This is a genomic window from Nitrobacter sp., from assembly GCF_047149785.1.
GTDB lineage: Bacteria > Pseudomonadota > Alphaproteobacteria > Rhizobiales > Xanthobacteraceae > Nitrobacter.
Window position 1 is genome coordinate 491387 of record NZ_BAAGBE010000001.1, and the last position, 17303, is coordinate 508689.

Below are 17303 nucleotides of genomic sequence, written 5' to 3' on the forward strand. Positions count from 1 at the left end.
GGCCGCACCGATGAGAACCCTTCGCACATATGAAGATCGGCAGCTCGAACTGTTTCGCGCGCGTCCCGGCGACATCGCCGCGCGCGACGCGCAGGACCTAATGTCCTGGCCGTTCTTCTCTCTGGCCAAGTCCCGCCGCGTGACGCCAATCGACTTCCGCATGGGCGAGGTGGCGATCCGCGTCGAGGCGACCGTCGAGCACGGCATGGCGACCATCTGGGACGCCGATGTCCTGATCTGGGCCGCGTCGCAAATCGTCGACGCGCGCGACCGTGGCCTACGCACCTCGCGCCTGATGTCGGCAACACCTTACGAAATCCTGGCCTTCATCAACCGCGACGATTCCGCCCGCAGCTATGAGCGGTTGAAGGCCGCGCTCGATCGCTTGCAGTCCACCACCATCGTCACCTCGATCCGCCAGCCATCCGAACGGCGGCAACATCGCTTCTCCTGGATCAACGAATGGAAGGAACGCCTTGATGCGACGGGGCGGCCACTCGGCATCGAACTGATCGTGCCGGACTGGTTCTATGCCGGCGTTCTCGACGATGCGCTGATCCTCACCATCGATCGCGCCTATTTCGATTTGAAGGGTGGGCTGGAACGCTGGCTGTATCGTCTCGTGCGCAAACATGGCGGACGGCAGACACACGGCTGGAGCTTCGACCTGCCGCATCTGCATCTGAAGTCCGGCAGCCTCTCGCCGCTCAAGCACTTCGCCTACGATCTGCGCGCCATCGTCCAGCGCCAGCCGTTGCCCGGCTATCGCCTGACGCTCGTGACCGATCTCGGTGGCCGCATCCGCCTGATCTTTCAACCCACTCCAATCGACCCGCTGTCGGCGGGCGCACGTCGTGCGCCGCGCCGGCGTGCGGCCGGACTGTGAGCAGCCTGTGGACAGACCCGTGCTATCGAGGACCACATGGCCCGTGCTATCGGGGACCGGATTCCCGTGCTATCGGGGACCGCACCGCCGGTCATCCCTCGGATTCAGCAGGCGGAATCCGCTCCCCTCTAACGCTGCTAACTTAGAGTCCTTCGGACTCTTGCTAACGCAGCCCGTCGTTCCGCGACATTGTGCATGTCGGCGCTGCGCCGAGTCGCGCGACGGATCGTGCTGTCTCTTGCGCATCGCGTCGGTGCTGTCATTCACCGAGGGAGCGCAGCCATGACGGCGGGACTGCGCGCGATCGGTCAATCGGATGACCACACGCTGGTCGAACTGACATGGCGCGAGAAGCGCATCGAGCACCGCATCCGGTTCGGCCGCATCGCTGACGACCAGCGTCTCGACCGTCATCGGCGCATCGTCAGCTTCGCACCGGGCAGCGTGTTCGCCTTCGTCCGTTGGGCCGCCAACGAATACGGCACGATCATTTCACGGATCGATATCGTGCGCGCGGTCGGAGAGGGCGAGCCCTATCAGACGCTGCCCTTCGTGCGGCCCGGAGGCGAAATTCTGTTGCGCATTTCGGGGTGGCCGAAGGTGGAGCGCGTGCTTGGCGCGATCGATGCCATTGAGGTGCTCGGCATCGACGCCGCCGATGTCGCGCTGGAGCACTGGCGGCATCTCAACCATCGCATCAGCGTCAACGAGCCGTTCCGCGTCTATTCCTTGGCACAGCATCGCGCCTGGCTGTTGCAGCGTAAGGTGTCGCCATGACCACGCGCCGCCTGACGCTGCTTTTGATGCTCGCCGGCACGACGCTGATCGTTTTGCCGACGTTGAGCCCGCCGGAAGTTCGTTTCATCTGGAACGCCTCCGCCAGCGTGCCGATCGGGCTCTATCGCATCGTGTCTGGCGGTCATGTCGACGTCACCGATCTTGCCGTCGTCATGCCGCCCACCGATCTTGCGGCTTTTCTTGACGAGCGCCGCTATCTGCCGCGCGGTCTCCCGCTCATCAAGCGCGTGCTGGCGCTGTCCGGCACGACTGTCTGTCGGCGCGGCCACGCGATCCTTGCCTATGGCGCGACCTACGGACCGGCGCTTGCGCACGATACGCGCGGCCGTCCGCTGCCGGACTGGCAGGGCTGCCGCACACTCCACGACGGCGAAGCCTTCTTCATGAACTGGGACAGCCCCGACAGCTTCGACAGTCGTTACTTCGGTCCGCTTCCCCTTAGCACCATCGTCGGTCGCGCGATTCCGGTCTGGACCGCCGACGACACCGATCCGGTCACGGAATCCCTCCGCGAGCCGGTTTCCGACGGGCCGTGACGGCTCGCTTCTCCCCCCAACGAAAGGACGATCACGATGCCTCAGATTGGCGCCTTCAATCGCAAAGACGACGGCTTCTTCGGCCGCATCCACACTCTCAACCTCGACGTCGAAGTCAGTATCCTGCCGGTCGAGGAATCGGATACAGAAAACGCGCCGAACCATCGCGTCTTCTGCAACGGCATGGAAGTCGGCGCGGCCTGGGATCGCACCGGCGACAAGGCCGGCGCTTACCTCTCCGTGACCATCGACGATCCGACGTTTTCCGATTCGATCCGCGCCCGGCTGTTCGAGTCCGGCGCCAAGAAGAACGTCTGGCACCTGCACTGGGCGCGCCGGAAAAAGCACGACGACGAGGCTTAAACGTCATGTGCCGCCGTCTTGCCCGTGAGCCTTCAAGCTCAATCCCTTTGATCGATCGGATCGCGGATCATCCCTCCGACCCGATCGCCCATCAGGCGGCCGTCGCGCGCAGCGGAGGTGAAGGACGTTGGCAAGTTTTCCGGGCGCGCGGCCTGTCATTAGATGATGTCCGTCCGGAAAACGCCAGCCGGCGGCGCAGCCTTGTCCTTGACCGCAGCGAGCACGGTGGCAGGCTGATGGCGCAAGGGGAGGGTAGTTCTTGCGTCGTCCTGTCGTCGATCATGGCGACGTTGATCGCGTGCGGCGCGGTCCTTGCCGCCGCGGCTTCCGCATCGGCCGATCCCCCGCCGCCACGTCGCGTCGCGATAATCGCGGCGTCTGATCCGTGGACGGCGGATGTCGCCGAGGCGGCGCAGCGCTTCACCATTCCCGAGCGCTGGATACGCGCGGTCATGGCCGTCGAAAGCGCCGGCGACCGGACCGCGCGATCGCACAAAGGCGCGATCGGCCTGATGCAGATCATGCCGAGAACGTGGGACGAGTTGCGCGCACGCCACGCACTCGACGGCGACCCCTGGCAGCCGCGCGCCAATATTCTGGCTGGCGCGGCTTATCTCCGTGAGATGCACGATCGCTACGGCTCGATCGCCGCGATGCTCGCCGCCTATAACGCCGGGCCGACACGCTACGATCAGCATCTGGCGAGCGGCCGCGCGCTGCCGGCCGAGACCGTCGCTTATGTCGCGAGGATCGCGCCGATGATCGACAGCAAGACCCCCGACATGCGTTTGGCCGGCGTCGCATCGCGCGCATCATGGTCGCGCGCGCCGCTCTTTGTCGGGCGCTTCAGCATCCAGTTCGACGGCGGTTTGGCGGCAGCCGATCCTTCGTCCGGCCGACCAACAAACGCGCCAATGATCGTCGATCTGTCGGCGCTCGTGCCGCCGTCCGATGGCATCTTCGTGCGAAGGCCGGACGCGAGTGGAGAACTGCGATGAGCATCGTGTGTCCACGCTGCGCGGGAAACGTAATCGTAGACATGACGGAGGGCTGCGGGGCAGCGAAGGCATCAACCGTTCGAGGGCGGGATAAAAAGCCGCGCATCGCGGCTCGGTCGGTCGGTTGTTTGGATTACGTTTTCTGGAATTTTTCGCACATCGCGAGAACGGCCCACGAGGTGCGCGCCTGTGTTTTCACCAACGCCTTCAACGAAAATCGCACATCGCGGAAACAGCCATGACGCGCGACGACGATTTTCACATTCGGCCAGGCCGCATCCGTTCCTCGAAAGCGCAGCGGGCAAAGCCCTTCGTCGCCCAGGCGCTCGCTGCCGCGCAGAGAGCCGGGGGCTGCATCTCGCGCTCCGGCAAGATCACGTCGGGACGTGGCTCGCGCTTCGGGCGCGGCCGCGTGGCAAGCATCCGCGCCAATCGCCTTATCAATAGCCGCTCACGCGGCGCGGTCATCAAGACCCGTGTGGTCCGCCACACGGCACGCTCCGCTCCGCTCACCGCCCATCTCAATTATCTCCGCCGCGACGGCGTCACCCGCGACGGCGAGAAAGCCCGCATGTTCGGGCCAGAAACCGAGGACGCCGACGTCAAGCACTTCGCCGAGCGCTGCAAGGACGACCGGCATCATTTTCGCTTCATCGTCTCGCCCGACGACGCCGTTGAAATGTCCGATCTCAAGACCTTCACCCGCGAACTGATGACGCAGGTTGAAAAGGACCTTGGCACGAAACTCGATTGGGTCGCCGTCGACCACTGGAATACGGAGCATCCTCACGTCCACGTCATCCTGCGCGGCCGCGCCGATGACGGCCAGGACCTCGTGATCGCACGCGACTACATCAAGGAGGGCATGCGCAACCGGGCGCAAGATCTCATCACGCAGGAACTCGGCCAACGGACCGACCTCGATATCCGCCGCGCGCTGGAGCGCCAGGTTGCGGCCGAACGCTGGACCCAGCTCGACCGCCAGCTTGCGCGCGATGCCGACCGGAGCGGTATCATCGATCTCGCGCCCGTCTCGGACCAGAAGCCTGACCAATATCTCACCCTCAAGGTGGGTCGGCTGCGCCATCTCGAAAGTCTAGGCCTCGCCGAGTCGATTGGCGCTGGCCAGTGGGCGATAGCGGAGGGGGCGGAGTCGACGTTGCGTGAGTTGGGTGAGCGCGGCGACATCATCAAGCGGATGCACCGCGCCCTGACCGAGCGCGGCATTGATCGCGGCTTGACGGACTATGTGGTCTCCGGAGAAACCCACGGTCAGCCCATCATTGGCCGGCTGGTCGATCGCGGCCTCGACGACGAATTGCGCGGGTCGGCCTATGTGGTTGTCGACGGCATTGACGGCCACACGCACCACATCAAGCTCCCCGATCTCGATGCCGCCGGCGACAGCGCGCCGGGCTCGATCGTCGAGCTACGCACCTTCGAGGACACGCGCGGCGAGCGCCGCGTGGCGTTGGCGACGCGCAGCGATCTATCGATCGAAGCCCAGACCACGGCCAGCGGCGCGACCTGGCTCGATCGCCAGCTTGTCGCCCGCGATCCCGTCGATCTCGGCGGCGGCTTCGGTCTGGAGGTGAAGCAGGCGATGGAAGCGCGCGCCGGACACCTGATGCAGGAGGGGATGGCGCGGCGCGATGGCGAGCACATCCTGTTCAGCCGAAACCTCCTCGGTACGCTCCGGCAACGCGAACTGGACACCCTCGGGGACAGGCTTGCGGCCGAGACCGGCACGCTGTTCCAGAAATCTGCCGACGGAGAGTATGTCGCCGGCATCTACCGGCAGCGCTTCGCGCTCGCCTCCGGCCGCTTCGCCATGATCGATGACGGGCTCGGCTTCAAGCTGGTGCCCTGGACGCCTTCGATCGAGAAGCATATCGGGCAACACATTTCCGGGGTCGCCCGCGCCGACGGCGGCGTCGACTGGTCGTTTGGCCGCAAGCGAGGGCTGGGATTGTGAGCGATCGTGCGATAGGAAGCCCAGACTCGCGGCATGGAGGTGCATCATGAGCGTCACGACTTCAACCAGCCCTGAGCAGAACCACGACGGCCGCCCGCGCCAGAGCGGCAAGCGCCGCAGCCTCGTGGACTCTCTCGCGATGCCCGGCCTATCGGACATCGATTTCGATCCACCGCGCGTCGAGATTGCGCTGCGTGCGACTTTCGCCGTCAGAGATCAATGATCCTGTCGTCGTCGCCGCGGCCGTCCCTCAGTTTCGGTCGCGGCGGCGGCATCGGCTGATAGTAGATCACTTTCGGCTCCAGCTCCTCCATCTTCGGCGGCGGCCGAGGCGTTGGCTGCGGTTCGGGCTGCGGCTCCGGCCGGACCTGCGCGAGTTGTTCCATCATCGCCGGCAAGCGCACATAGGCCATTAGCCCGAACAGGATCGCCCCGAACCCGCCGGCGAGCAGCGGCCAGAACGTGCCTTCCGCCCCGGTCTGGATCGCCATCGCGCGTGTCGCGATCGCGCCAGCCCACATCGGCGGCACGAGATAAATGACCATCCCGATCCATCGCAGCGTCGGCCTGCGCGCGGAGATGGTCGCGAACAGCAACACGAACGCCGCAACCCCGCCGAACACCGTCACGCCGAGTGCGACGAGGCCGCCTGCGCCATGTCCGTAGGCCAGCCAGCCGAGTCCTATCCCGGCCAATACCGGTACGAACCAGATCATCAGCCGGAACAGCAGCACCAGCGCCACGACGACAAGGATGGTCTGGAAGATGATTGCCATGCGAGCCTCCTGCGTCAGCGTCCGCCGGACGCCTCCACGGCGTGCCTGCCTAGTCCTCTTTGCGTTCCCCAGGCAGATGCCGCGCAAGGTCCATACTGTCGTGCAGGATGCGGAGAATCTGGATGCGGTTCTCTGTGTTCGTAGTGAACAGGATCAGGTGGCGGCCGCGCCGTCCGTGCCGAGCGACATGCAGCGATTTGAGGCCGCGGCCGAGTTCAGCGCGATCCCGAACGCCTGCGGCCTCCGGGCCGTCATCGAGATTGCGAAAGGCGGCGAAAATCGTCGCTCTGTAGCGGCGCGCCTGCTCGACGCCGAAATGCTCGACCGTCCAGAGGAAGATCGCGCGCACGTCCGCCTCGGCGGCGGCGGCGAGTCGAACCTTCCAGCGCGGCCCAGGCATGTGGCTCAGCGCGGCCGGGAGGCCAGCTCATCCTCGGTCGCGCGGGTCAGATGGTCCTCAAGCTCATCGACCGAGGCGAAGTCACGGTACCTCCCGGCCTCCAGATCGGCGAGGCCGACATTGGCGGCATCCCGCAGCGCCTTCAGCCTGGCGGCATCCTGCTGTTCCCGCTGCTCGATCATGCGCAGGCCCTCGCGCATCACCTCGCTGGCGTTCTGGTAGCGGCCGGACTTCACCAGCCGGTCGATGACCTTCTCATGATGGTCCGTCAGGACGACATTGCGTGTCGGCATCGGCATGGTCCTTCAGATGACAGCCGCAGCATAGCACGACTAGCATATTATGCCAATTGCCACAGCAGCTCTTTTGGGTCACCCAGCGGGAGCCAGAAAAGGCCGAAGGTTGGTCCATTGACTTGCCGGCGGCGCTCGACCGCACTGGGAGAAAAGTCATCGTCCAGCAACTTCATGCGCCGCAACGCGCAAGTATTATTTCGACGGCCTACGCTGCGCTACGCGAAGCGACAATCACACAGTTGAAACCTCCACAGTTCTTGCCCTTCTTCGCAGCATTGCAATGCGCAAGGAGGGTTGTGCGCTGTGTCCGCCAGCCGTGTCGTATGGGGCCAGATCGTTGTCGTGTTTGCGATCGTGCTGCTCGCGGTCTGGATCGCGACCCAGTGGATCGCGTGGCGGCTCGGCTTTCAGCCGCAACTTGGCGCGCCCTGGTTCGCGCTTGCCGGATGGCCTGTCTATCCGCCGCCGGCCTTTCTGTGGTGGTGGTTCTTCTACGATGCCTATGCGCCGCACGTCTTTCTGGAGGGCGCGGGGATTGCCGCCTCGGGCAGCCTCGTTGCGATCACCATCGCCATCTTCATGTCGATCTACCGGGCGCGCGAGGCCAAGGACGTGAGCACCTTCGGTTCCGCCCGTTGGGCCGGGCCGAATGAGATCAAAACCGCGGGCCTGCTCGGGGATGACGGCGTCGTGCTCGGTAAACTCGATCGCGACTATCTGCGCCACGACGGTGCCGAGCATGTCCTGTGCTTCGCACCGACGCGAAGCGGCAAGGGCGTCGGTCTCGTGGTGCCGACGCTGCTGACCTGGCCCGACTCCTCGATCGTCCATGACATCAAAGGAGAAAATTGGGAATTGACCGCGGGCTTTCGCGCCCGCTTCGGCCGCGTGTTGTTGTTCGATCCCACCAACGCAAACTCCGCCGCCTACAATCCGCTGTTGGAGGTGCGCAAAGGCGAATGGGAGGTGAGGGACGTCCAGAACGTCGCCGACGTGTTGGTCGATCCGGAGGGCTCATTGGAAAAGCGCAACCACTGGGAAAAGACGTCCCATTCGTTGTTGGTCGGCGCGATCCTCCATGTCCTTTACGCCGAGGCCGACAAGACGCTCGCCGGCGTCGCGGCTTTTCTGTCAGACCCACGCCGGCCAATCGAGTCGACGCTGTCCGCCATGATGATGACGCCGCATCTCGGCGAGAAGGGGCCGCATCCCGTTATTGCGAGTGCGGCGCGCGAACTGCTCAACAAGAGCGACAACGAACGGTCGGGCGTGCTGTCGACCGCCATGTCATTCCTTGGGCTGTACCGCGATCCCGTCGTGGCAAGCGTCACCGCCCGTTGCGATTGGCGCATCAGTGATCTCGTGTCGGGCGAAAAGCCGACGACGCTTTATCTCGTTGTGCCGCCGTCCGACATCAGCAGAACCAAACCGCTCGTGCGTCTCGTGCTCAATCAGATCGGCAGGCGGTTGACGGAAGATTTGCACGCGAAGGGCCGGCGACACCGTTTGTTGCTGATGCTCGACGAGTTTCCGGCCTTGGGGAGATTGGACTTCTTCGAGTCCGCTTTGGCCTTCATGGCCGGCTATCAGATCAAGGCATTTCTCATCGCTCAATCTTTGAATCAGATCGAGAAAGCCTACGGACAGAACAATTCCATCCTCGATAACTGCCACGTCAGAGTCAGCTTCGCGACCAACGACGAGCGCACCGCAAAGCGCGTGTCGGATGCGCTTGGCACCGCGACGGAAATGCGCGCCATGCAGAACTATGCGGGGCATCGTCTCGCCCCGTGGCTCGGGCATCTGATGATCTCGCGCTCCGAGACGGCGCGACCGCTGCTCACCGCCGGCGAGGTGATGCAGCTTCCGCCCGACGATGAGGTTGTCATGGTCGCCGGCATCCCGCCGATCCGCGCCAGGAAGGCGCGCTATTTCGAGGACGCGCGGTTCAAGGAACGGTTGCTGCCTGTCCCGAAAGACCCAAGGGCCAGTCTCGCGCCGAAGCCTGACGATTGGTCGGCGTTGAAACCCGTCGCCGCGCCGCCGGGCAAGAACGTCGTCGGCCCGCGGCCTGTGCTCGTGACGAACAGCAAGGCCAAGCCGGACGACGATCCGGCCAACGGTGGCGTTCGCCGCGAACCTGGGCTCGAGCGGCATAAGGACATCACGCCGGAGCCAGTGAAGGCTCCCGTCAATGAGTTCGATCCCGATGCCGATAAGCCGCAGCGTGACGCCGACACGAATCAGACAATGGTACGTGAGATGCGGCTGATGGCGCGGCGGATCGCGATGGACCGCGGCGACGGCATGGAGCTGTAGGCCATGCCCGGACGTCCCGATGCCCTCACACCGGCCGGAAAGAAGCGGCGACTCTCCATCTATCTCGATCCCGATTTGATGCGACTGTTGGCCGATTATGCGGAACGGCGCGAGCAATCGCGCTCCATGATCGCCGAAGCGGCCATCGCCTCGTTCCTGTCGCCGGATGCCGATGAACGCCGGGAGGCGGCGATTGCCAAGCGCCTTGACCGGATCGACCGCACCGTTCAGCGGCTGGAGCGCGACACCGGCATCGCCAATGAAGCCTTCGCCATCTTCATCCGCGCTTGGCTCACATCGACCGCATCCCTGCCGGAAACAGCCCAGGCCGCCGCCCATGCCAAGGGCGGTGAGCGCTACGACAAATTCCTCGAAGCGCTGGGGCGTCGACTCGCCAGGGGACCGAAGTTGCGGCAGGAGATTGGGGACGACGTTGATAGATCAACGCCTGACCCATGACTCATGATTGAGTCACGCGACGCGTCGACACCTTGAGATTACATCTGCGACCTCGTCAATTCATCTCTGAGTACGCTGGACGATTGGCTTGGCGTCAACGCTGACGCTCGATGTTACTGACTCAGTAGCATCGATCGCGCTGCGGTGATGTTCAGAGGTCATGCGCGGCGCCCCTTGCGCCGGATGCTACCGCGTACCCTCGCGCGAGCGACCAGGTGCGCGCTTCGTAGCCCGCGTCTTCGCCTTTTTGTTCGACGCACGCTTGACGGCGGGTTGGCGCGTCTTGGTACGTTTTTTCGTCGGTTTGACGATCATGTCCGGGTCGATCACCTGCGCAAGGCGGGGGATAAACGGCGGCGTGGTGGAATCGATGCCGACCAGCGCCTCGAATTCACGATAGTGCTTTTCAAGCGTGTCATTGGTGATGCGCTCCATTTCTCGATAGCGTCGGACCACCTCCTTGCCCAAGGGTGTCAGGACCACTCCGCCGTTGCGCCCGCGTCGTCGGGTCTCGATGACCGGCTCCTTGAAATTCGTGTTGTATTTCTGCACTTGCTTCCAGAGATGTCGGAATTTGACGCCGACAGCAGGAGCGGCAGCCGAGATCGAGCCGTATCGGTCGATTGCTTCGAGGACGCAGGCTACCCAAGGACCCAGTGCCACTCTGGGCCCGAACTCCGGTATTGCCGAGACGCTCACCCGCTCGAACTCGATACGAAAACAGAGCCAAATTGACATACCCACCTTCCGTCTAGCGATTCCAAGAAGATCGACACGCTATCATTGATCCTGGCGCTCCGAAAAACCGGTCTCTAAAGCATCGAACTCTCCAAAACTTAAATTATGGTGCTTGACGACATATTAGAATCTTGCTTAGTTACGCTGTATCTGTGTGGGAATAACGTACATGTCACCCACTCGGGACACGCGGGGTCGTCTGGCGAGGCGTTGCATATCGTTGTGATCGACATGAGCGCGATTACTGCTCATCGTTATATTATATTGGATATAATGTATCTCATTTACCAGTCTGACCAACAACACGTCGGAAACGGAAACGCAAATTCCAACTCAGGTCCAAGAAAGGGCCAGCAACAACAAGGAAGCAGAGGCGTGAAGATGAACGGGGCGACGGGGAATTTCCTCAAGGTAATTGGCCTTGGGGCGGTGAGTTCGATTGCGTTGATGGCTGGCGATAGCGGACCAGCCTTCGCGCAACAACAGCAAGAGCAGCAACGACAGCAGCCGGACCTTCCCGCGATTCATATCGAAGAGCCTCACCGTACGACGCATCGTGCTCGTCCTGCCCGCCGCGTCGCGACAAGCCACCCGCGACCTTCGCACGTGCGGCAACACGTTGAGGTGCGTCCGGTCACGAGAAGGGATACAGTCTCATCCGATGACCGGCATGAGGGCACGGCGGCGCAGGGCTACAAGGTCGAGACCGCCAAAACCACCGGTCCCTGGGGCGACAAGCCTATTCTCGATACGCCTTATTCGATCAACGTAACGTCAGCGCAGTTGATGGAAAACATGATCACCGGGGCGGGCGATCAGGCCATCAAGTTCAATCCCGTCGTACAACCCTATTTCCCTTCCATCTTTGCCGGCTACACGAGCAGCACCATAAGGGGCTTTACTCAGAATCTTACTTCTCTGGACGGCATACCCATTCGCGATACCTGGCTCAGCAGCGACACGGAAGAAATGGAGCGCATGGAAATCTTCTCCGGGCTCTCCGGCTTTCTTTACGGCGCGGCCAATGTAGGCGGAATGGTGAATTTTGTCACCAAACGTCCGACGGCGACGCCTCTCTTCAATTTCACGGTCGGCAACTATGGCGGTTCTCAGTATTTCAGTCATCTCGACCTCGGCGGCCCGTTCGACAGAGAAGGGAAGTTCGCCTACCGCTTCAACGCGCTCTACCAGAACGGCGATAACCCCATTGGTATTGGTCTCAGGAGAGCCAATTTCAACGGCGCGGTGGATTGGAATGTGACAGATTCTCTCAAGGTCTCGATCACTGCCGGGCACAACGACTATCTGCGTACGGGGACCGGCGGCTTAGGCATAGTTTTTAACGCGCCAGGACCAGTTCCATCCGCGAAGGATTTCGACAACACAAGACCAGTGCCGCCGAATTGGGGCTTCAATCATCTGACGCAAGACCGAGTGGGCGGAACAATCCAGTGGGATATCGACAACGACACGACATTGCGGACGGCTGCCATCTATCTCAGGCAGACGAGGGTTGCCGAGTCGTCAAATCCAATAGTGATCCAACCCAACGGGTCGTACTTGCTTTCTGGCTTTTCAAACGTCTATCCCATGCCATCCAATGATACGGGCGGCTATCTCTATGTCGACAGGAAATTCGATACGTTCGGCATTCGGCATAAGGTGACGGTCGGGGCAAATTTCAGCGGATACGACAGGTTCCTCCCAACCGATTATGCATCCAACATTAGCGCTGTATTCCCAACTCTTGCCGCGGCCCAAAACGCTGCACCGTTCGCATTCGCTCCCGTCGGTCTAGGCCCGACATACCTTTCGAACCATTTCATGAACACCAATATTGTTCTTGGAGACGACATCACCCTCAATAGATATTTCTCGATTCTGGCCGGCGTGAATCGCTCGACGCTCGAGACGAAAAATTACAATAGCACGGGCGTCGTGACCGCCGGCTATGACAAGTCCGCCGTCACTCCGACCGCGTCGCTGATTTTCAAGCCGACATCCAGCGTCTCACTCTACGGCACCTACATCGAATCTCTCGAGGCGGGCGGCATCGTTTCCCTGACGAACATTCCGCCCTTTACCAACGCTGGAGAGATTCTCCCACCGACGATCAGCAAGCAGGTCGAGTTCGGGGCGAAGGCCAACGTGGGCGGTACCCTTCTCACCCTTGCGGCCTTTCAGATCGACAAGGCAAACCTCTACAATACCGTCAACCCGGACGGCACGTTGACGCGGAATCAGGACGGCCGGCAGATCAATAAAGGGATCGAGCTGACCGCGACCGGCAAAGTGACCGACGACCTGACGATCAGAGGCGGGGGCACCTATCTCGATGCGGAAACAACAAAGACCAACAACGCTGCTATCCTCGGCAAGCGACCACAAGGCGTGGCAAGCTGGAGGTGGTCGCTCTGGGGCGAATACAGGTTGCCTTTCCTTCAGACGCTCTATCTGACCGGAGGCGTGAGCTATGTCGGATCGTCCTATCTTGACGGACCAAATACGATTCTCATTCCGGCCTACACCGTCGGTGATGTGGGACTGCGTTATGAGACCTCCATCAGCGGCACGCCAGTGATCATGCGCCTCAACGTGCAGAATGTCGCCGACAACCACTACTGGCAGAACGCCGGTGCTACCTTGAACCTCGGCGCGCCGAGGACCTACACCTTTTCGACCACCGCTAAGTTTTAGGACGTTTGTGTAAGGATCTGATGTCCGACGTGCGAAGCGAGGAGTTTGTGTATCGTTTCAATGATCCTCGTGCTTGGCGCAGGGGCTGCTCTGATGAGTGACCCCGCGCGGGCGGAGCACGAAGCCAGTGTGCGCTGTCGCGTGATCATTCTGGCGAAGGCTGGCTGGCGTATCGGCGTCCTCTGGTTCCATTCGGAGGAGCGATGGGGGGCTCGAGCGTTATTGACTGGGGTGGTCGCGCTCAACCTTGCCGGCGTCGGCGTAGGGGTGGCGTGGAGCTATTGGAACGCCGCCTTGTTCGACGCGCTCGGCGCCAAGGATTGGGATGCATTTCAGTTCCAGCTCCTCGTGGTCCTCAATTGCATCACCATCGCGGCCGTTGTTCTTGCATTCGGGAGTATCACGCTCAACAAATGGCTCACGATCTGCTGGCGGCGCTGGCTTACCGGCCGCTATCTCGATTCCTGGCTTACGGACAGCGCTCATTATCAAGTGCAGCTTTCCGGCAAAGCACCGGACAATCCTGACCAGCGCATTGCAGAGGACGTCAGCCTCTATGTCACCTATGCGATCTCGACCGGCCTCGGCTTTCTGACCACGGTGGTCGCGCTGGCTTCCTTCACCACCATCCTGGCGACGATCCCGGCTAACTCTCCGATCAAACTGATGGGCATTGCGGTTTCCATGCCGTGGTTACTGGCGACGACGTCGTTTATCTACGCCGGTATTAGCACCTGGGTAACCCATCTCGTCGGCCGCTCGCTGGTCGGTCTTGATGCCACGCAGCAGAAGGCGGAAGCCGATTTTCGCTTTTCGCTGGCGCGACTGCGCGAGAACGCTGAGGAGGTCGCGCATTTCAACGGCGAGCCGGCCGAGCGCGCCGAGCTTGATCGACGCTTCGGTTCCATCATCACCAACTGGTACGCCTTGTTGTCGCGGCAGCGCTGGCTGAGTGTTGTCGGAACAGCCTTCGACCGTTTCTCGGCGATCTTTCCTTATATGATGACGGCGCCGCTCTACTTCTCAGGCGCGATGCCACTCGGCGGAGTGACGCAGACTTCACAGGCTTTCAACCGCATCCGATTTGAGCTCTCGTTCTTGATGAACAACTATGCCAAGCTCACCTATTGGGGCTCGGTGATCGACCGGCTGTCGGGCTTCGAGGAGGCGCTTGCGACGCTGCAGGAGCACGCAGGCAGTCGGATCACACACACGGCAAACGATGATTGCAGCGCGGTGTTGGTTGCCTGCGATCTCGTCGTGCGGCGGCCGGACGGCGTTGCCATCGCCGCTGCCACTCATTTCGCATTGGCTCCCGGCGAGCGCGTGCTGCTCCGCGGTCCCTCGGGCGTCGGCAAGACCAGCCTGATCCGAGCACTGGCCGGGATTTGGCCGTTCGGCGAAGGCAGCGTGAGCGTCAGGCAGGGCGTCCGCCTGATGGCGCTGCCGCAACGCGGCTATCTGCCGCTCGGCCGGCTGCGCGACGCGCTCGCCTATCCCGGCCTTGCGAGTCCGATGCCGGATAATGTGCTGCGCGACATGCTGGTTGCAGTCGGGCTGCCGGCGCTCGCAGATCGGCTCGACGACGATGTCTCATCCGCCGCCGGCCTATCCGGCGGCGAGCGGCAGCGCATCGCCTTCGCCCGCGCTTTGTTGCACCGGCCCGACATCCTGTTGCTCGACGAGGCGACCTCGGCGCTGGACGAGGAATCCGAGGCCGCGCTCCATCGCCTGCTCGCCGGGCGCCTTCCCGGTGCGGCGATCCTGTGCGCCGGACATCGTGCCTCGCTCGCCGCCTTTCATACCCGCATTATATGCCTCGCCCCGGGCGAAGACGGGTCGCGACTTGTCAATCGTGCTGTCGCTCACAGGCCGATCGCAATCGTTCGGGCCGCTGTCGCTGAATGAACCCTTCCCGACTGACCGAAAGGACCGCTTTGTTATGAACCTTCCGATCCCATCCTCCCTCTTCGCACACGGCCACCCCTCCGCCGCCGCACCGGCCGAGCTGTCGCCGACCCAGGCGGGTGCCCTCGAGCAGCTGCGCGAGACCGTCCGCGCCGTTCCCGTGACCGTGCTTATCGGCGGCGTCGGGGCCGGCAAGACCACCTTGGTCAACAGGCTCGCTCAGGAATTCGGCGGCGTCCGTATCTCCTGCCGCGACGTGCTGCACGCCTCCGAAGGGGCGAACCATCCGTGTTACGAGGAAGAACTGCACCGGCTGGTCGACGCCGCACTCGACAGGGCCGATATCGTCTATGTCGAGGAACTCGATCTCTTGTGCAATACGACCAGGTTTTCGATGGCCTATCCGCGCCCATATTATCTTCAAACGACATTGCAGGCGCTGTTGGAGACCACCCGCGCCAGGGGCAAGCGGCTGGTGTTCACAGCCACTGATCGCAGACTTTTGCTGCCCCAGCTCGACGGGCGCGCGGTGTTCCTGCCGCTCGGCGCGCTGACGCCTGAGGACTACAGCTTCTTCCTGGAACGCAACCTCGGCGCGGAGCGGGCCAAGAGGCTCGACGTCAAACGCATCTTCAGTTTCGCCTCCAAGCTCTCGATCTATCAGCTCAACGAGGTCTGCGCGCTGATCCGCGACGATGCCGCGGCCAATGATCAGACCGTGCTCGACCTGCTCGACACCCGCATGCTGAGCAGCAATGTCTCGCTTGGCGAGGTCGCCAAGGTGGATTTTTCGAGCCTGAAGGGCTTCGAGGAGATCGCCGAGAAATTGCAGACCTTCATCGTCAATCCGATGCTGTTCGATTCCCGCTTCGCCGATCTCGGCCTGATGCCAAAGAAGGGCATCCTCCTTTATGGCCCGCCCGGCACCGGCAAAACCAGCGTCGGCCGCGCGCTCGCCCATCGCATGAAGGGCAAGTTCTTCATGATCGACGGTACCATCTTCAGCGAGTCACCGGATTCGTTCTATCCGAAAGTTCGGAACGTGTTCGAGCAGGCCAAACTCAGCACGCCGTCGGTGATCTTCATCGACGACGCCGACGTGCTGATGCAGAGCGAGCGGGTGCATGGATTGAACCGCTACCTTCTTACGATGCTCGACGGGCTGGAGACGGAAACTGCCGGCAAGGTCGCGGTGATCCTGACGGCGATGGACCCCAACCAGATGCCGGCCGCATTGCTGCGCGCAGGCCGCGTCGAACTGTGGCTGGAGACCAAACTACCCGACGCTCGCGCCCGCCAGGAGATCCTCGAGAGCAACCTCGCCAAACTGCCGGAGAGGCTCGGCTCCTATGACGTGGAGCGCGTCAAGGCGGCGACCGAGGGCTTCAACGCCGCCGACATCAGCCGCGTCGTATCCGACGTCAAGGCACTCTATGCCGCCGATGTAATCCGCGACATCAAGCCTGCGTCGCTCGACAACTATTTTGACCGTGCCGCCGAAGAAATCCGCCATACCAAGGAGCTGATCGCCTCGGCCCAGGCCGGGACGCTCGAGACCTCCGAGCCGCACGGCAACTTCTACGGATCGAAGTCGCGGAAGCGAGCTGATCAGACCGTCGTCTGAATTCGGGATGGCGCAATGCTTGCCTCGACAACGCAGGCATCGATAGCCGTGGGACCCAGACCCCAGCTATCGCAGGATTGACCTGAAGCGGATTGTGATATGCACCAGCACACGACATCCCCGCCGTCCCTGTCTCTTCGCATCGATCTTGCGATGAATGCTCGAATTGGTCCCGGCAAAATACAACTGCTCGAGGCCATTGCGGCCTGCGGCTCGATCTCGGCGGCCGGACGCGCGATCGATATGTCGTACAAACGAGCCTGGGATTTGGTCGACGAGATCAATCACATCTGCGGTTGCAAAGCTGTGGCCCGGCGAATCGGTGGTAAGAACGGCGGCGGAACAGTACTGACGCCGTTCGGCACTTCCCTGGTTGCGCGCTATCGGAAGATCGAATGCATCGCGGCACGCGCCGTCCGGCAGGATCTTCTGGAACTGCAATCCGATATCGGACCTGTGAGGAAGCCGCGGGCCGGCAAAAGCACATCATTCTAAATCGGACGACGGGGTTGGGCAGCTTCGCCGATGCC

The 17303-nt window shown here is 62.4% G+C and carries 17 protein-coding genes; 13 read left to right on the forward strand and 4 right to left on the reverse strand.

What is annotated here, in order from left to right:
• Positions 1 to 10 precede the first annotated feature (10 nt).
• The 7 genes from ACMDCM_RS02280 to ACMDCM_RS02310 all read left to right on the forward strand — a co-directional run bounded on the left by ACMDCM_RS02280 (position 11) and on the right by ACMDCM_RS02310 (position 5779).
• Positions 11 to 886, forward strand: a complete 876-nt coding sequence (locus tag ACMDCM_RS02280) for a replication initiator protein A (RefSeq protein ID WP_412772051.1) — start codon at positions 11 to 13, stop codon at positions 884 to 886.
• A gap of 282 nt (positions 887 to 1168) precedes the next feature.
• Entirely contained in the window at positions 1169 to 1663 is a 495-nt protein-coding gene (locus tag ACMDCM_RS02285; RefSeq protein WP_412772052.1) for a DUF2840 domain-containing protein, read from the forward strand.
• Complete coding sequence (locus ACMDCM_RS02290) at positions 1660 to 2220, forward strand: S26 family signal peptidase (protein ID WP_412772053.1); 561 nt, start codon at positions 1660 to 1662, stop codon at positions 2218 to 2220. Before ACMDCM_RS02285 ends, ACMDCM_RS02290 begins: the two co-directional genes overlap by 4 nt.
• 36 nt (positions 2221 to 2256) lie before the next feature.
• Positions 2257 to 2583 (forward strand): DUF736 domain-containing protein, encoded by a 327-nt coding sequence (locus ACMDCM_RS02295; protein ID WP_412772054.1) that lies wholly within the window; start codon positions 2257 to 2259, stop codon positions 2581 to 2583.
• Positions 2584 to 2819: 236 nt separating this feature from the next.
• Complete coding sequence (locus ACMDCM_RS02300) at positions 2820 to 3581, forward strand: lytic transglycosylase domain-containing protein (RefSeq protein ID WP_412772055.1); 762 nt, start codon at positions 2820 to 2822, stop codon at positions 3579 to 3581.
• Between the two features lie 238 nt (positions 3582 to 3819).
• Positions 3820 to 5556, forward strand: a complete 1737-nt coding sequence (locus ACMDCM_RS02305) for a relaxase/mobilization nuclease domain-containing protein (RefSeq protein WP_412772056.1) — start codon at positions 3820 to 3822, stop codon at positions 5554 to 5556.
• A 46-nt stretch (positions 5557 to 5602) separates the two neighbouring features.
• On the forward strand, positions 5603 to 5779 hold the full coding sequence (locus tag ACMDCM_RS02310) for a hypothetical protein (protein ID WP_412772057.1): 177 nt from the start codon (positions 5603 to 5605) through the stop codon (positions 5777 to 5779).
• Here the strand turns inward: ACMDCM_RS02310 and ACMDCM_RS02315 are convergent.
• The 3 genes from ACMDCM_RS02315 to ACMDCM_RS02325 are packed head-to-tail and all read right to left on the reverse strand — an operon-like array spanning position 5766 to position 7025.
• On the reverse strand, positions 5766 to 6332 hold the full coding sequence (locus tag ACMDCM_RS02315; RefSeq protein ID WP_412772058.1) for a hypothetical protein: 567 nt from the start codon (positions 6330 to 6332) through the stop codon (positions 5766 to 5768). The two genes, ACMDCM_RS02310 and ACMDCM_RS02315, sit on opposite strands and share 14 nt — an antisense overlap.
• Before the next feature lie 49 nt (positions 6333 to 6381).
• Entirely contained in the window at positions 6382 to 6732 is a 351-nt protein-coding gene (locus tag ACMDCM_RS02320) for a type II toxin-antitoxin system RelE/ParE family toxin (RefSeq protein ID WP_412772059.1), read from the reverse strand.
• Between the two features lie 5 nt (positions 6733 to 6737).
• Positions 6738 to 7025, reverse strand: coding sequence for a type II toxin-antitoxin system ParD family antitoxin (locus ACMDCM_RS02325; RefSeq protein ID WP_412772060.1), 288 nt, complete (start codon positions 7023 to 7025; stop codon positions 6738 to 6740).
• A gap of 306 nt (positions 7026 to 7331) precedes the next feature.
• On the opposite strand from ACMDCM_RS02325, the gene ACMDCM_RS02330 reads away from it, so the two are divergent.
• Positions 7332 to 9347: a conjugal transfer protein TraG gene (locus ACMDCM_RS02330; RefSeq protein WP_412772061.1), complete on the forward strand. Its 2016-nt coding sequence runs from the start codon at positions 7332 to 7334 to the stop codon at positions 9345 to 9347.
• 3 nt (positions 9348 to 9350) lie between these two features.
• A complete protein-coding gene (locus ACMDCM_RS02335; RefSeq protein WP_412772062.1) occupies positions 9351 to 9806 on the forward strand; it encodes a ribbon-helix-helix protein, CopG family in 456 nt (151 codons plus the stop codon).
• A gap of 186 nt (positions 9807 to 9992) precedes the next feature.
• Here ACMDCM_RS02335 and ACMDCM_RS02340 read toward each other — a convergent pair whose 3' ends face one another.
• Positions 9993 to 10544 (reverse strand): winged helix-turn-helix domain-containing protein, encoded by a 552-nt coding sequence (locus tag ACMDCM_RS02340; RefSeq protein WP_412772063.1) that lies wholly within the window; start codon positions 10542 to 10544, stop codon positions 9993 to 9995.
• 381 nt (positions 10545 to 10925) lie between these two features.
• Between ACMDCM_RS02340 and ACMDCM_RS02345 the strand changes: the two genes are divergently transcribed.
• From ACMDCM_RS02345 to ACMDCM_RS02360, 4 genes are all read left to right on the forward strand, one after another.
• Positions 10926 to 13241, forward strand: a complete 2316-nt coding sequence (locus tag ACMDCM_RS02345; RefSeq protein WP_412774636.1) for a TonB-dependent receptor — start codon at positions 10926 to 10928, stop codon at positions 13239 to 13241.
• A 93-nt stretch (positions 13242 to 13334) separates the two neighbouring features.
• Complete coding sequence (locus ACMDCM_RS02350; RefSeq protein ID WP_412772064.1) at positions 13335 to 15149, forward strand: ABC transporter ATP-binding protein/permease; 1815 nt, start codon at positions 13335 to 13337, stop codon at positions 15147 to 15149.
• Between the two features lie 34 nt (positions 15150 to 15183).
• Positions 15184 to 16773 carry an AAA family ATPase gene (locus tag ACMDCM_RS02355; protein WP_412772065.1) on the forward strand — a complete coding sequence of 530 codons (1590 nt, stop codon included), beginning with the start codon at positions 15184 to 15186 and terminating at the stop codon, positions 16771 to 16773.
• Between the two features lie 99 nt (positions 16774 to 16872).
• Positions 16873 to 17268, forward strand: coding sequence for a winged helix-turn-helix domain-containing protein (locus tag ACMDCM_RS02360; protein ID WP_412772066.1), 396 nt, complete (start codon positions 16873 to 16875; stop codon positions 17266 to 17268).
• The last annotated feature ends 35 nt before the right edge of the window (positions 17269 to 17303 follow it).

What these genes read in the sequence shown, in the direction of transcription:
- ACMDCM_RS02280 (WP_412772051.1), top strand. Translation starts at nt 11, where the DNA reads ATGAGAACCCTTCGCACATATGAAGATCGGCAGCTCGAACTGTTTCGC.
- ACMDCM_RS02285 (WP_412772052.1), top strand. Translation starts at nt 1,169, where the DNA reads ATGACGGCGGGACTGCGCGCGATCGGTCAATCGGATGACCACACGCTG.
- ACMDCM_RS02290 (WP_412772053.1), top strand. Translation starts at nt 1,660, where the DNA reads ATGACCACGCGCCGCCTGACGCTGCTTTTGATGCTCGCCGGCACGACG.
- ACMDCM_RS02295 (WP_412772054.1), top strand. Translation starts at nt 2,257, where the DNA reads ATGCCTCAGATTGGCGCCTTCAATCGCAAAGACGACGGCTTCTTCGGC.
- ACMDCM_RS02300 (WP_412772055.1), top strand. Translation starts at nt 2,820, where the DNA reads ATGGCGCAAGGGGAGGGTAGTTCTTGCGTCGTCCTGTCGTCGATCATG.
- ACMDCM_RS02305 (WP_412772056.1), top strand. Translation starts at nt 3,820, where the DNA reads ATGACGCGCGACGACGATTTTCACATTCGGCCAGGCCGCATCCGTTCC.
- ACMDCM_RS02310 (WP_412772057.1), top strand. Translation starts at nt 5,603, where the DNA reads ATGAGCGTCACGACTTCAACCAGCCCTGAGCAGAACCACGACGGCCGC.
- ACMDCM_RS02315 (WP_412772058.1), bottom strand. Translation starts at nt 6,332, where the DNA reads ATGGCAATCATCTTCCAGACCATCCTTGTCGTCGTGGCGCTGGTGCTG.
- ACMDCM_RS02320 (WP_412772059.1), bottom strand. Translation starts at nt 6,732, where the DNA reads ATGCCTGGGCCGCGCTGGAAGGTTCGACTCGCCGCCGCCGCCGAGGCG.
- ACMDCM_RS02325 (WP_412772060.1), bottom strand. Translation starts at nt 7,025, where the DNA reads ATGCCGACACGCAATGTCGTCCTGACGGACCATCATGAGAAGGTCATC.
- ACMDCM_RS02335 (WP_412772062.1), top strand. Translation starts at nt 9,351, where the DNA reads ATGCCCGGACGTCCCGATGCCCTCACACCGGCCGGAAAGAAGCGGCGA.
- ACMDCM_RS02340 (WP_412772063.1), bottom strand. Translation starts at nt 10,544, where the DNA reads ATGTCAATTTGGCTCTGTTTTCGTATCGAGTTCGAGCGGGTGAGCGTC.
- ACMDCM_RS02345 (WP_412774636.1), top strand. Translation starts at nt 10,926, where the DNA reads ATGAACGGGGCGACGGGGAATTTCCTCAAGGTAATTGGCCTTGGGGCG.
- ACMDCM_RS02350 (WP_412772064.1), top strand. Translation starts at nt 13,335, where the DNA reads ATGAGTGACCCCGCGCGGGCGGAGCACGAAGCCAGTGTGCGCTGTCGC.
- ACMDCM_RS02355 (WP_412772065.1), top strand. Translation starts at nt 15,184, where the DNA reads ATGAACCTTCCGATCCCATCCTCCCTCTTCGCACACGGCCACCCCTCC.
- ACMDCM_RS02360 (WP_412772066.1), top strand. Translation starts at nt 16,873, where the DNA reads ATGCACCAGCACACGACATCCCCGCCGTCCCTGTCTCTTCGCATCGAT.